Raw genomic sequence first — 13,628 nt, forward strand, 5'->3', positions numbered from 1 at the left:
AGACGCCGTGGTGGCGCTGCTGGAAGACCTCGGCGTGAGCGTTGACCTCAGGTGCTCTGAACGTAGGACTCTCGCGTCGTGAACGCAGGACTCCCGGCGACGGTCAGGTGGCGGGCCGAGGCCACGTCCGGGCAGCCCGCCAGGCGCAGCGCCGTCTCGAACTCGGCCCGCAGCACGTCCAGCACCGCTGCCACACCCTGCTCACCGCCCGCCGCGAACCCCCACAGCACGGGCCTGCCGACCAGGACCGCCGCGGCCCCGAGCGCCAACGCCCGCAAGACGTCCACGCCGCTGCGAACCCCGCTGTCCAGCAGCACCGGGCACCGACCGCCCACCGCGGCGACGACCTCCGGCAGTGCGACCGCGCTCGGCACCGCACCGTCCAACTGCCGCCCGCCGTGGTTGGACACCACGACACCCTGCACCCCGAGGTCGACGGCCCGCGCCGCGTCCCCCGCGTGGAGGATTCCCTTCAGCACCAACGGCAGGCTCGTGTGCTCCCGGATCCACTCCAGATCGCGCCAGCTCAACGACGGGTCGAACACCGCACTGGTGTGGCGGGCGATCGCCGAGTCGCCGGGCACCCGTTCGCCGACCTCGCCGTCGGTGTTCACCGGCTTGACCCACGACGGCAGCGCGAACCCGTTGCGCAGGTCCCGCAGCCGCCGCCCGAGCACCGGCACGTCGACCGTCAGCACCACCGCACCGCATCCCGCCTCCTCGGCCCGGCGCAGCAGCTTCACCATCACCTCGCGGTCGCGCAGCCAGTACAGCTGGAACCACGTCGTGCCGCCCGCCGCGGCCACGTCCTCGATCGGGTCGGAGCTGAGCGTGCTCACGACGTACGGCACACCGGCCGCCGCCGCGGCGGCCGCGACCGCACGCTCCCCACCGTCGTGGATCAGCCGCTGGTAGGCCATCGGAGCCACGGCCAGCGGCAGCGTCGACGCGACACCGAACAGCTCGCAGCCGGTGTCGCAGGCGGAGACGTCCACCAGCGCCCGCGGCACGACCGCGACCCGGTCCAGCGCGGCCCGGTTCGCGGCGAGCGTGACCTCCTCACCGCTGCCGCCCGCGATGTAGTCCCACACGTCCGGCGCCGACCGCTCGGCGGCCAACCGCTCGATGTCGGCCGTCGACCACACATCACGCATAAGACGCCGCCTGCATCGAGTACAGCTCGGCGTACAGGCCGTTCGCGGCCATGAGCTCGTCGTGCGATCCGTGTTCTTCGACGCGCCCGTCGGCCACCACCACGATGAGGTCGGCCATGCGCACGGTGGAGAACCGGTGCGAGACGAGCAGGGTGATGGCACCCGTCCGCCGGCCGACCTCACGCGCGCCGGCCGCGTACCGCTCGAACAACCGGTGCTCGGCCTGCGCGTCGAGCGCCGAGGTCGGTTCGTCGAGGACGAGCAGCAACGGCTCGCGGCGCATCATGGCCCGGCCGAGCGCGAGCTTCTGCCACTGCCCGCCGGACAGCTCCGCACCGTCGGCGTAGGTCTTGCCGAGCCGGGTCTCCACACCGTCGTCGAGGCGGTCCAGGACGTCCTCGGCGCGTGCGCGGCGCAGGGCGTCGTGCACGGCGTCGGCCGATTCGATCTCGGCGAGCTCGCCGACACCGACGTTCTCGCGGGCGAGCAGCTCGAACCGGGCGAAGTCCTGGAACCCGGCGGCGATGCGGGCGCGCCACCCGTCCACCGGGAAGCGGGTGAAGTCCGTGCCGTCCAACGAGACCGTGCCGGTGGTGACCGGGTAGAACCGGCACAGCAGCTTGACGAGGGTGGTCTTCCCGGCGCCGTTCTCGCCGACGAACGCGACCGTGCTGCCCGCGGGCAGGGTGAGGTCGACGTCGGCGATCACCGGTCGGTCGGTGCCGGGGTAGGCGAAGGACACGCCGCGCAGCTCGATGCCGTCCCGGACGCGCTCGGGCACGTCCCGGTCGGGCGGGGGAGGGGTCTGGTCCGCCACCAGCGCGCGGACCCAGCGCAGGTTGCCCATGACCCGCCCGGTGCGCTGCATCTCCTGCAACGTGGCCACGGACGAGGTCACCTGCAGGTTCACCTGGGACGCCAGGGTCAGCACGAGCAGCACGTCGCCGACGCTGCGGCTGCCGGCCACCGCGTCACGCAGCACCAGCAGCGTGCCCAGCACGTAGGCCACGGCGAAGAACAGCTCACCGCCGGTGCGCAGCACCACGGCCCGGCGCTCACCGCGCCACAGCACCTCCGACGCGTCGTCCCAGGCCCGGCGCTGGCGCGAGCGCAGCTCCGACTCCAGCCCGCTGACGCGCAGCTCCTTGGCCGACGCCGCGTTCGCCACGAGCCCGAAGAGGTGCTTGGCGTGCCGGGAGGGCGGTGCCGAACGCTCGCGCGCGCCGTCGACGATCGACTCGGCCCGCCGCCCGAGCAGCAGCGGCGGCACGGCGGCCAGCGGCAGCAGCAACAGCAGCGGGTTGAGCCGGGCCAGCAGGACCGCGGTGATCGAGATGGCCACCAGCAGGCCGAGGCTGTTCAGCAGGCCCTCCATCGAACCCCACCCGGCCCGGTGCAGTTCCTGGCGCAGCACCTGGATCTTGTCGGCGTACTCGGGCCGCTCGTGGTGCTCCAGCCCGGCCGAGCCGTTGGTCATCTCGATCAGCTCGCGCTCCAGGCGCGGCACGGCGCGGTCGCCCAGTTCGAAGTAGAAGATGTGGGCGAAGTGCCCGGCGGTCAGCGCGGCGATCACCGCGACCACGACCAGCACCGCCGCCACGGTCGCACCGCGGACGTCGCCGGCCAGCGCCGCGTCGGTGAGCGCGGCCAGGGCGGGCGCGGCCAGCGGCATCGCCGACGCCTGGGCGATCATGAGCACGACGGCCAGCACCAAGCGGTACCGGCTCTCCTGCCAGGCGATGAGCAACAGCTCCCAGCCACCGCGGACGACCTCGATCACCGGCTGACCCCCTCCACCACAGCGTCCGCCGCGACCATGTCCGCCGCCGCGCCATCGACCGCCGGCTGGTCCGCCGGACGCCTGGTGGCCGTGCCGCCGACCAGCGCGTCGTCGTCCACGGCGTCGGTGTCCTCGATGTCCTCGTCGTCCTGGCCGTGCGCGAATCGCCTCGCCTGCAACGTGAACAGGCGTGCGTAGTGCCCGCCCGCCGCGAACAGCTCGTCGTGCGTGCCGCGCTCGACCACGTGCCCGCCGTCCACCACCACGATGTGGTCGGCCCGCCGGACGCTGGAGAATCGGTGCGAGATCAGCAGCGAGGTCACCCCGCGCGTCAGCTCCACGAACCGGTCGAAGAACGCCACCTCGGCGCGGACGTCCAGTGCGGCGGTGGGCTCGTCCAGCACCAGGACCCTGGCACCTGCCTCCAGCGCGTAGAGCGCCCGGGCGATGGCTATGCGCTGCCACTGCCCGCCGGACAGGTCCGTCCCGCCGGGGTAGGCCCGCGAGAGCGGCGTGTCCAGGCCGTCGGGCAGGGCGAGCAGCGCTTCGGCGATCCCGGCGCGTTCGGCGGCGCGCAGCACCACCGCGCGGTCGATCGGCACGTGCGCCGCGCCCATCGCGATGTTCTCCGCCGCGGTCAACTCGTAGCGCACGAAGTCCTGGAAGATCACGCCGACCTGACGCCGCCAGAGCACCGGGTCGAACTCCGCGATGTCCACGCCGTCCGCGCGCACCGCGCCCGACGTCGGCTCGTACAGCCGCGCGAGCAGCTTCACCAGCGTGGTCTTGCCCGCGCCGTTGACGCCGACCACGGCCGTGCACCGCCCGGCAGGCAGGTCCAGCTCGATGCCGTCGAGCACGGTGCGGTCCGAACCGGGGTAGTGGAAGCCGACGCGGTCGAACGTGAGCGACGCGGCCGGCGTGCCCGGTGGGACCTCGGCCCGTCCCGGCGGGGGCTGACCCTCGTCCAGCTCGTCCAGCCGGTCGCGCAAGTGTTGCAGGGCCGTCAGCGACAGCATCGCGTACTGGGTGCTGGTGTCGGCCTCGGGGTAGTAGCCGCCCAGCGAGATCGCCAGCACGACCGCCTGCACCCCGAGCGCCAACGCGGTCAGGCTCACCCGCCCGGTCGCGGCGAGCTGGGCGGCGTACACCATCGCGCCACCCGCCAGCAGCAGGCCCAGCGACGTCAGCAGCAGGTACGGGGTCAGGTAGACGCGGCGACGCGCCCGTTCGAGGGTGTTGCGCACGGTCTCCCACACGGCCGCGTAGCGATCCGCGAGCCAGCCCGTGAGGCCGAACACCCGGATCTCCTTCGCGGCCACGTCGGTCATCGTGAGCTCGTGCAGGTAACCGATCTCGCGCATCCTGCCGATGAGGTCGCGCCCCACCCGCGAAGACTTGCGCAACCCGCCGCGCTGGCCGTAGCGGAACGCCAACACCGCCGCACCCACCCCGAGCCCCGCGGGCCAGGCGATCGCCAGCGCGATGGCCACCACCAGGGCCACCAGGCGGGTGTAGCGGGCGACCAGCGCCACCACGCCGAAGCACGCCTGCCCCGGTGTGCCCCAGTCGCGCTCGAAGGCGCGCACGGCCTCGTTCAGCTCGTCCAGCGTGCGCTGGTCCTCCAACGGCCCGATGCCGACCGGCCGCAGCATCAACGCCATCGCGTCGTCCCGCAGCGCGCTGTCCACCCGTCGCACCAACCGCTGGCCCAGGGCGTTGCCCACGGGGGTGAGGATCTGGGTGAGCAGGAACGCGGCGGCGGCGAGCAGGAAGATCGAGGTGAGCCGGTCCCAGGCCGCGCTGCCGACCCCACCGCCGACCGCGGCGGGCACCTCGCCGATCAGCATGCTCGTCGCGAGCACGAAGGCCACCGGCAACAGGCCGAGCACGAGGTTGAGCACGGCCAGGAACACGACCAGGCCCACACCCCCGGACGGCAACAACCGCGCGATCCGCAACCGCGGCCGCACCGCCTCGTCCACCCAGTTCGCCCACGTGGCGCGCAACCCGGCCGTCGCGAACCTCGCCGCGGGAGGTGTTCCGGTCGTCATGGCGCTCCCGCGAGTCCTTTGGTGGTGCGGTTCATCGACCAACCGCTCGTCGAATCGGCCGCGGGCGCCTCGCCGCGGTTTTCGTGACGTCGAATGGACGCCAATCCCCAACCGGTCGGCCAAGCGTCCCAGGGCATCCAAGCACAGGGGTGCGAGCACCTCCAAGAAAGTGATTTCGTGTATCCGCAAGGTCTTCTCGCGCACCTCGTCGGACGTTGCTCCGGTCGGTCCAGCGGCCCGCCCGCCATGCCGTGCCAGTACGGCGTGGGCCGAACCTGGTGGCAGAGGTCGGGTCCGGTCACCCGGGCGAACCATTACCCGTACCACCGGTGCGCGACCCGACGTCGCGCGTCAACGCCAGGGACTTGGCGAGGCCGATGGGCGTCCGAGTATTTCCCGTACGTTTCCCGACAATGAGAAGAAGAACTCTTCGAACCGGCTGCCGATAGCGCCGTCGTCGTGCTCCGACATCCGCATATGCCGATGAGTGGGGTGTCGCGCGCATGAGGTCGATACCGTGTCGACGGCTTCAGACGAAGGCGCGGGCGGGACCCCGGATGAGGATCGTGGTGGTGACGGGTGCGATGGGCGACCCGGGGCGGGTTCCGGTCACCCGGATTTCGTAACCGCCAGGTGCGACTCCGGGTGCGTTGGTGTGGAAGACGCCGTTGGCACCGGACGGGCGGCGCGCGAAGACGGATCGTTGATGTTCGTTGAGGACGGTGATCCGGACGGCGTCTCGTGTGTCCGGCGGAAGTTGTGCCACCGCACCCTCCTCGGGTGACACCACCACCGGAAGTGCGCCCGAGCCGCTCGTTTCACAGTCCCGTCAGGCGTAGTCGGGCAGCGTGCGGGCCACGTCGTGCGGTGACGGCATGGAGGCCACTTCGGCGGCGACGTCCCGGGTCGCGCCGAGCACGGCGTCGTCGGTGAGCAGTCGTTTCGCCTTGGCCGTGAACACCTCGGCGGTCACGTCCGCGCCGAGCACGCGGTCGCCGAGCCCGGCCTCGGTCACCATGTCGGCGTTGTTGAACTGGTCCGCCGCCTGCGGTATGACCAGTTGCGGCACGCCCGCGCCCAGCGTGCCCATGGTCGTGCCGGCCCCGCCATGGTGCACCACGAGGTCGACGTGCGGCAGCAGGTCGGCCTGCGGGACCCACGGGAGCACCACGACGTTGTCCGGCAGTTCGCCGAGCGCGTCCGGTTCCACCGTCGGTCCGGTCGCCACGAGCACCTTCACGTCCAACGCGGCCAGACCCTCCACGGCGGTGCGCAGCACCTCCACGACGCCGAAGGCCGTGCCCAGCGTCAGGTACACCAGGGTTTCGCGGTGTTCGAGCACCCACGACGGCAGCTCGGCGGGCTCGGTGAACGGCACCGGCCGCAGCGGGGTTCGGTGCACCGACGAGGTCAGGAACGCCGGGTTCTGCAACGACGGTGGGCAGATGTCGAGGTACGGGTGGCCGAGCACCAGGGGATCGCTCCGCGGGACCTCGACGCCCAACTCCGCACCGAGGTCGGTGAGGTGGGCGAGCGCGGCCTTGGCGAAGTCGGGCTCTTGCCACATCCGGCCGAACGAGTGGCACAGCGCGGGCACGTCCGCGACGTCGGCGGCCAGGCCCGCGCCCGGGTTGCCGAACTCGTGCACGACCAGGTCCGGCTTGCGGTCGGCGATGACCGGCGCGAGTTCGGTGGCGAAGCGGCGCGGCATCACCGAGGCGAAGGTGTACGCGACCCGCTCGGCGACGTCCTCCGCCCTCGTCGGCCGGGCGTCCCTGGTCGCGATGGCGAACGCCTCAGGCACCTCGATGCCGCCGACGATGTGCTCGATGCCGCGCGCGGTGAGGGTGTCCGCGAATGCGGCGCCGGTGAAGTAGCCGACGTCGTGGCCCAGCTCCCTCGCGGCGATCGCGAGCGGCAACAGGGGGTAGGTGTGCCCGTAGTGGCCGAGGCTGGAGAAGAGGATCCGCACGGTACGAGGGTAACCAGGCGATGTCCGGCAGCGGGTGGACCTGTCCGTTTGGGGACCTTCCCGCATACGGCCGTGAACCTGCGATCCGACTCCCGTCGGTCCCGGCTGGCGGGTATCAACCATGTGCGCACCGCCGCGGCCACGGCGAAACCGCCGAGCAGGCCGGCCGGTGAGGTCGACCAGGTGCGCTGGATCGAAGTGGGCGGCGCGTTCGGGGGCTTGGCCGACCTGGTCGATCCCACCCCGCCCTGCGGCGCGCTGCTCGGCATGATCCGTGGCGGGTGGACGAGCTGGTCCCAGGCTCGTCCGCCGCGCGGGCCGGCGGGAGCCTGGCCGGCGCGTTCCGCAGTCGCTCCACGTCGATCCGGCCGTCGTTGACCCCGTCGTACAGCCCCGCCGTGTCCGCGGCGGTGCTCCGGCGCCGGCGACAACCCGACCAGGGTCCGCACCGGCCCGTCCGCGCACAGCACCGCGTCGGTCAGTTCGAAGAGCCCGGCCGCCCGACGGGTCAGGCACCGGTGGAGCTCGCGGCGGAACCGGGTAACCGCCCGAGCGTCTGCTCGGGGTCGAGGTCGTGCACACTGATCATGCAGCCCTCGGTCGAAGATCCTTCTGTCGCAAGAAGATCATCAACCAAGGGCTGCACCCGTGATCGACCAGGGTGCCGAACGTCCCCCCGATCCTTGGGTCCGGCGAACCCGAGCAGGGTGTCGTCGGCATGGCGGACGTACTGCAACCGCCGGAAGCCCGGATCACGGGGATCCCCGCTGGGCATCCCGCGCAACTGAAGCACACGACAACACCGAGCACCCATCTGCCGATGATTCCGGATCGAGCGGATGTCCGACCACGCCACCGAACCTGACATGTCGACGAACATCCGCACATGCCGAAGGGCGTGCAGCCGAACGTGCCGCCAAGCCGTAGTGCCGGGACGAAGTCTTCTCCTCGGCCTGGTCGCGGGAGGTTACGGTCGTCGCGCGACAGGGGACGTGCGCACGGATGGGATGAGGTGGCGGCGAATGACCACGGGTGGCTTCTCGTCGAAAGGGCTGACTCGGGTGCGTGAGCTGCTGGAGCGCCAGGTCGAGTCCGGCTTCGTGCCCGGTGCGGTGGCCGTTCTCGGCCGCCACGGCGAGATGCACGTCGAAGCGGCGGGCACCATCGCCTTCGAGGGCGCGGGCGCGGGGACGCCGATGGCGGCCGACACGATCTGTCGCACGGCCTCGATGACCAAGCCGATGGTCGCCGCGTGCGCGATGACACTCGTGGACGACGGCACCCTGCGCCTGGATGAGCCGGTTGACGACCTCCTCCCGGAGCTGGCGGACATGACCGTGCTCGCCGATTTCCACGGGCCGCTGGACGACACCGTCGCGGCGCAGCGCCCGATCACGCTGTGGGATCTGCTGTCGTACACCTGCGGCATCGGCATGGTCCCGACCAGACCGGGAAGGGTACCGATCGTCGACGCGCTGAACGCACTCGACTACACGTCGTCGGACGAGTGGATGCGAGGGCTGGGCGCGCTTCCGCTCGCCTACCAACCGGGTGAGCGCTGGATGTACGACACCGCCTCCAACGTGATCGGCGTGCTCATCGCCAGGGCCACCGGCATGTCCTTCGGGGACGCCTTCCGCGAGCGGATCTGCGATCCGCTCGGGATGAAGGACACCGCCTTCAGCGTGCGCGGCGAGGACATCGGCCGGTTCGCGACGGCGTACCAACGTGCCAGTGCGGTCACCGGCGGGCAGGTCGTGGACGACGGCCCCGACGGGCAGTGGAGCCGGCCGCCGACGTTCGAATCAGGTGCCGTCGGACTCGTCTCGACCGCCCAGGACTACTTCGCCTTCGCTTCGGCTCTGTTGGCCGGCGGCTCCCACGGCGGCTGGCGGGTGCTCTCCCGACCGTCGGTCACGCTGATGACCACCGACCAGCTCACCTCGGAGCAGCGGGCTGTCTCCGGGTTCCACCCGGGGTTCTTCAACGAGATGGGCTGGGGTTTCGGGATGTCGGTCCAGTCCCGCCGCAGCCCGTTCGGCCAGTCGGTCGGCAGCTACGGGTGGTGCGGCTTCTACGGCACCGCCTGGTACAACGATCCTGCGCAGGACATGACGGCGATCTTCTTCATGCAGCGAGCGCACACTGGTGACCAGAGGTTGTCGATGTGGAAGGACCTCTGGACCGCTGTCTACCAGGCGATCGAGAACTGACTGCGGGGCACCGCCCCAGCCGGTGTCGTACTCGGCGGTGGCCACAGCCCGGTACGCCCGTGACGACCGCGTAGCCGTTCCCCTCCAACACGCCACCGTGGTCGACATCCCGACTCCGGTGTCGTGGGCGTGGCCGGACGGTCAATCGACCGACAAGCCGCGTCACTCCGGGCCATTCACCGACACGAGCCATTCACCGATACGACCGTGCAACGCACTTTCATGCCGCACAGGGGCGTTCGATGTCGAACCGGTCTTCCAGGTCGCGCATGACGCCGGTGCCGTGCTGGGCTTCGGAGTGGTCAACGCCCGGTGCCGGTAATGAGGGGTGTCGGCCACGCGGCGGGGTCCGACGCGTCGGCCGGGGCGGTGGGGCACAGGACGTAGTGGCGTGGGGCGAGGGCGTTGAGACGGCCGGGTAGTGCGGCCAGGCAACGGGCATGGGCCTGTTCGGGTGTCCGCACGGCGTCGGTCGCGGTCAGGTAGGCGACCAGGTCGCGGCCGTCGACCGAGCCGAAGACGCGGGCCGTCGAAGGCGCCAGGGCTTCGTCCAGCAGCTGTTGAACCTCGGCGAGGTCGACCCAGCACGAGTCGACCAGCACCCAGTTCGGGGTGCGGGTGACGGGGTCCAGGCCGATGACCTCGCGGGTGCGCGAGGCGTCGAGGTCACCCTCGGACGCACCGACCAGCAGGCGCTCGACGGCCAGCAACAACGACTCTGTCTCGGCCCGGGGCACCAGTCCGGTGTCCGCGATCCACAGGTCGAGCAGGACCCGGCCGTCCACCTCGTTCAGGTTCAACCGCAACGGCGCCGCGTTGTAGGGCAACGGACGCCACCGCAGCGCCGTCTGCCGCAGCGCGGCGGTGATCTCCTCCGGCCGGTGCTTGACGCCCGCGGTGACCCCGGACCACGACTCGGGCACGAGGCTGTTGAACAACGGGTCGTAGAGGAAGTGCATGCCCCGTTCGTGCTGGATCCGCTCGTCCGACGCGCCGCGCTCGACGCCGTCGTACCTGGCGTGCCTGCTCGCCTCCAGCACTGCGGCCCACGTGTGCTTGACCAGCGCGTCGAAGCTCCGGTCGCCGACCTCGACGGCGACGAGGTTGCCCTGCGCCAGGGGACCGACGAAGTCGACCAGGTGGCGGTCGAAGCGGTTGCTCGACAGCGACGGGAACACCAGCTCCCGGTAGCCGGTGCGCCGTGCCAGCACCGCGCACGTCGCGGCGAGCACGACGGAGGACCGGCTGGACCGGGTGCGTGCCGCCACCTGTCGCACCGCCATCGCGGCGCCCGGCGACGACAGCTCCACCGCCAGCGACTCGCCGGACCGCGTGGCCCCCGGCAGCGCGAGCAGGCAGCGGGGTTGCCGCCGCGCCAGCTCCCGCACGTAGTCGTTCGCCGCCCGGGTCCGACGCCGCTCGGCGGGTGTCGCCTCCAGTTCGGCCTGGTCCAGCGGCTGGTGGCGGGGCTCGCCCACCTGCCGGAGGTCCGGGTGCGCGAGCATCTCGGCGAACTCGCGCTTGAGCACCTCGATGGAGCCGAAGTCGACGCCCAGGTGCGAGAACCCCGCGACGCAGGCGATGACCGTGCCGTGCTCGTCGGTGGCCACCGCCATCCGCAGCGCGGTGGCCGCCGTGTCGCGCCGTTCCCCCAACCACACGAGCAGCCTCCCGGCCACCGCCGAGCGGTCGCGAGGCCCCCACGGACCCTCGCCGAGGGTGCACACGTGGAGCGTGAACGTGCTCGTCGCCGCGACCACCTGACGCGGGTGCTCGCCCCGGACGTAGGTGGTCCGCAGGGATTCGTGCCTGGCCACCAGCACGGCGGCCGTCTCGACCACGTCGTCCACGGACCTGCCGTCGAGCACGGGCAGTTCGACGCGCAGGACCGCGTTGGGGTGGTCGGAGTCGCGCCCCAACCACTGCAGGGTGTTGAGCTGGCCGAGGGTGACGGGTCCCTCGCCCGCGCGCGATCCCGTGGAGCTGACCTGGATGGCGTCGACGGGCGTGAGCCGCACGCGCCGCCTGCGCTGACCGGTGTCGATCGAGGTGCTCATCCCGGTCAGCCGATCAACCCGCGCAGCGCGCCGACCACGTCCTGCGGCGTGTGCTCGCGCGTCACCGCCGACGGCCAGTCCGCGAACGCCGGCCGGTCGCCCGAGGGGCTGAGGACGACGTCGAGCGGGCCGGAGTACGGCCGGGGTTCCCAGTCGCGGACGGCGTCCTCGTTCGCCTGCCACACGCGCGCCGATCGCCCGACGAAATCGGGGGTCGCGTCCGACGGCACGAGGTCGAGTTCTTTCCACCGGTCCAGTACCTCGACCAGGTCGCCGGGCGGCTGGTCGAACCGGGGGCCGGTGTCCAGGAGCCCGGCGTCGACCAGGGCCAGCAGCCCCACCTCGGCGCCGTCCTCGGTGAGCAGGGCGGCCATCTCGTGGGCGACCGACGCGCCGGTCGAACAGCCGCCGAGCAGGTAGGGGCCGGTCGGCCGCGCCGCGCGGACGGCCTCGACGTAGGTGTGCGCCATGGCCCGCACCGAGGCGACCGGGTCGACGTCCGAGTAGAGCCCGGCCGCCTGGAGCCCGAACACGGTGAAGTCCTCGCCCAGCGCCTCGGCGAGCCCGGCGTACCCGCCGACCTGCCCGTTGGCCGGGTGGACCAGGAACAACGGGGGAGTGGTGCCGTCGCCGCGCTGGATCAGGACCAGCGGGTCGGACAGCTGCCCGTTGTGGTCGCGCAGCCGGGCGGCGAGGCCCTCCACGGTGGGGTGCTCGGTCATCACGTTCAGGGGCAGCTGGACGCCCAGTTCCTCGAAGACGGCGTTGACGACCCGGGCCGCGTCCAGCGAGTTGCCGCCCAGCTCGAAGAAGTTCTCCCGGATGCCGACGGCGAACCCGATGACCTCCTGCCACTGCCGGGCCAGCCACAGCTCCACCGGGTCGCGGGGGTGCCGGTAGCCGGTGTCGAGCACGTCGTCCACGGTCGGGTTCATGGTGTGGGTGCACCGCCTTCGTGATCGGCGGCGAGCCGCCAGCGTTGGATCTTCCCGGCCGCGGAACGGGGGAGTCGGTCGACGAACGCGAAGTGCTTCGGGATCTTGTAGCCGGCCAGCCGCCGCCCGCAGTGCGCGGCGAGGTCGGCCTTGCGGACGTTCACCTCGGGTCGCAGCACCACCTGCACGCCGACCACCGATCCGAGGGTCCGGTGCGGCACGGCCAGCGCGACGGCGTCGACCACCGCGGGGTGGGCCAGCAACGCGGCCTCGACCTCGTTCGGGTCGACCTTCTCGCCGCCCACGTTGATCGTGCCGTGGTCGCGGGGTTCGAGGTAGAGGTAGCCGTCGCGGTCGAGCCTGCCGCGGTCGCCCACCGTGGCGAACCCGTCCGGGGTGGTGCGCACGACCTGGTCGTTCAGGTAGTCGGACCGGCTCACCCGCTGTGGGGTGCGCATGAACACGGTGCCGGCCTCGCCCGGCACGACCGGTGCGCCGCCGTCGTCCAGCACGCGGAGCTGGGTCAGCACACCGCGCCCGACCGTGCCCGGCCGGGCCAGCCACTCGTCGCCGCGGGCCAGCGTCACGCCGATGCCCTCGGTCGCGCCGTACAGCTCGAAGACCCGCTCGGGGCCGAGCAGGTCGATCCAGCCGCGCTTGGTGTCCGCGTCGCAGGCGGCCGCGGTGTGCAGGAGCGCACGCAGGCTGTCGAAGGCCGCCGGGTCCGCGTCGGCGAGCATCAGGATCTCGCGCATGTGCGTGGGCGTCAGCTGCACCCACTCGACCTGGTACTGCCGCACCAGGTCCACCGTCCACTGCGCCAAGAAGAATGGTTGCAGCACCACGGTGTTCAGGTCCAGCAGCGCGTCCACGAACGCGGTGAACGGCGCCGCGTGGTACAGCGGACCGACGATGAGCTGCCGCTGGCCGGTCCGCCAACCGGTCTGCCGGATCACCAGCGACGGCGTCCGCGCGGGGTCGTAGCGCAGTGGACCCGGTCGCGCCGAGACCTTCGGCACGCCCGTGCTCGCGCCGGTCGCCAGCAGGTAGGCCACGCCGTCCCGGGTCGAGGGAGGTGTGGCCGACACGATCGCCGGCCCCGGCCGGTTACCGGCGTCCATCAGGTGCACGTGCCCGTACCGGCGGCCGAGGATCCCGAGCAGGACGTCCCGCTCGGCCGCGGGGGTGGCCGGGTTCAGCGGGAAGACGGGCACCTCGGCCGCGAGCGCCGCCGCGATGCCGGTCGCCGCGGCCAGGGTGTTGGCCGCCTCCACGACGACGCACGACGGCATGTCCGGGTCGAGCGCCGCCCGCAGCGCGGCCACCGCGTCGTCAACCGACCCGGCGAGTTCCCCCCACGACAGGGTCTGCTCGGCCAGGTCGGCGTCGAACCCGATCAGGGCCGTCCGACCGGGTTCGGCGCGGGCGATGTCGGCGATCCGCCGGTGCACGGGGAGGGTCAT

General features: G+C 72.0%; 8 protein-coding genes. 1 reads left to right on the top strand and 7 read right to left on the bottom strand.

The window, feature by feature from the left end:
- Window positions 1-47: 47 nt before the first annotated feature.
- The 4 genes from AB0K14_RS07510 to AB0K14_RS07525 form a co-directional block, all read right to left on the bottom strand.
- Window positions 48-1,154 carry an alpha-hydroxy acid oxidase gene (locus tag AB0K14_RS07510; protein ID WP_360459148.1) on the bottom strand — a complete coding sequence of 369 codons (1,107 nt, stop codon included), beginning with the start codon at window positions 1,152-1,154 and terminating at the stop codon, window positions 48-50.
- Window positions 1,147-2,934 carry an ABC transporter ATP-binding protein gene (locus AB0K14_RS07515; protein WP_360459150.1) on the bottom strand — a complete coding sequence of 596 codons (1,788 nt, stop codon included), beginning with the start codon at window positions 2,932-2,934 and terminating at the stop codon, window positions 1,147-1,149. The genes AB0K14_RS07510 and AB0K14_RS07515 overlap by 8 nt, the downstream gene beginning before the upstream one ends.
- On the bottom strand, window positions 2,931-4,988 hold the full coding sequence (locus AB0K14_RS07520) for an ABC transporter ATP-binding protein (RefSeq protein WP_360459152.1): 2,058 nt from the start codon (window positions 4,986-4,988) through the stop codon (window positions 2,931-2,933). Before AB0K14_RS07520 ends, AB0K14_RS07515 begins: the two co-directional genes overlap by 4 nt.
- Window positions 4,989-5,817: 829 nt before the next feature.
- Entirely contained in the window at window positions 5,818-6,960 is a 1,143-nt protein-coding gene (locus AB0K14_RS07525; protein WP_360459153.1) for a glycosyltransferase, read from the bottom strand.
- Between the two features lie 1,022 nt (window positions 6,961-7,982).
- Here AB0K14_RS07525 and AB0K14_RS07530 point away from each other — a divergent pair.
- The gene (locus tag AB0K14_RS07530) at window positions 7,983-9,173 is read left to right on the top strand and encodes a serine hydrolase domain-containing protein (protein WP_360459155.1); all 1,191 of its coding nucleotides are present in this window, start codon (window positions 7,983-7,985) and stop codon (window positions 9,171-9,173) included.
- 302 nt (window positions 9,174-9,475) lie between these two features.
- On the opposite strand, the gene AB0K14_RS07535 is transcribed toward AB0K14_RS07530, so the two are convergent.
- From AB0K14_RS07535 to AB0K14_RS07545, 3 genes are read right to left on the bottom strand one after another with little or no spacing between them, the layout of a single operon-like run.
- On the bottom strand, window positions 9,476-11,230 hold the full coding sequence (locus AB0K14_RS07535; RefSeq protein ID WP_360459157.1) for a condensation domain-containing protein: 1,755 nt from the start codon (window positions 11,228-11,230) through the stop codon (window positions 9,476-9,478).
- A 5-nt stretch (window positions 11,231-11,235) separates the two neighbouring features.
- On the bottom strand, window positions 11,236-12,165 hold the full coding sequence (locus AB0K14_RS07540) for a thioesterase domain-containing protein (RefSeq protein WP_360459159.1): 930 nt from the start codon (window positions 12,163-12,165) through the stop codon (window positions 11,236-11,238).
- A complete protein-coding gene (locus AB0K14_RS07545; RefSeq protein ID WP_360459160.1) occupies window positions 12,162-13,628 on the bottom strand; it encodes an AMP-binding protein in 1,467 nt (488 codons plus the stop codon). Before AB0K14_RS07545 ends, AB0K14_RS07540 begins: the two co-directional genes overlap by 4 nt.

It is taken from the genome of Actinosynnema sp. NPDC050801 (genome assembly GCF_040673975.1).
Lineage (GTDB): Bacteria > Actinomycetota > Actinomycetes > Mycobacteriales > Pseudonocardiaceae > Actinosynnema.

Bases quoted from the DNA above. Each gene is read 5' to 3' on its own strand.
- AB0K14_RS07545 (WP_360459160.1), bottom strand. From the start codon at position 13,628: ATGACCCTCCCCGTGCACCGGCGGATCGCCGACATCGCCCGCGCCGAA.
- AB0K14_RS07510 (WP_360459148.1), bottom strand. From the start codon at position 1,154: ATGCGTGATGTGTGGTCGACGGCCGACATCGAGCGGTTGGCCGCCGAG.
- AB0K14_RS07540 (WP_360459159.1), bottom strand. From the start codon at position 12,165: ATGAACCCGACCGTGGACGACGTGCTCGACACCGGCTACCGGCACCCC.
- AB0K14_RS07520 (WP_360459152.1), bottom strand. From the start codon at position 4,988: ATGACGACCGGAACACCTCCCGCGGCGAGGTTCGCGACGGCCGGGTTG.
- AB0K14_RS07535 (WP_360459157.1), bottom strand. From the start codon at position 11,230: ATGAGCACCTCGATCGACACCGGTCAGCGCAGGCGGCGCGTGCGGCTC.
- AB0K14_RS07530 (WP_360459155.1), top strand. From the start codon at position 7,983: ATGACCACGGGTGGCTTCTCGTCGAAAGGGCTGACTCGGGTGCGTGAG.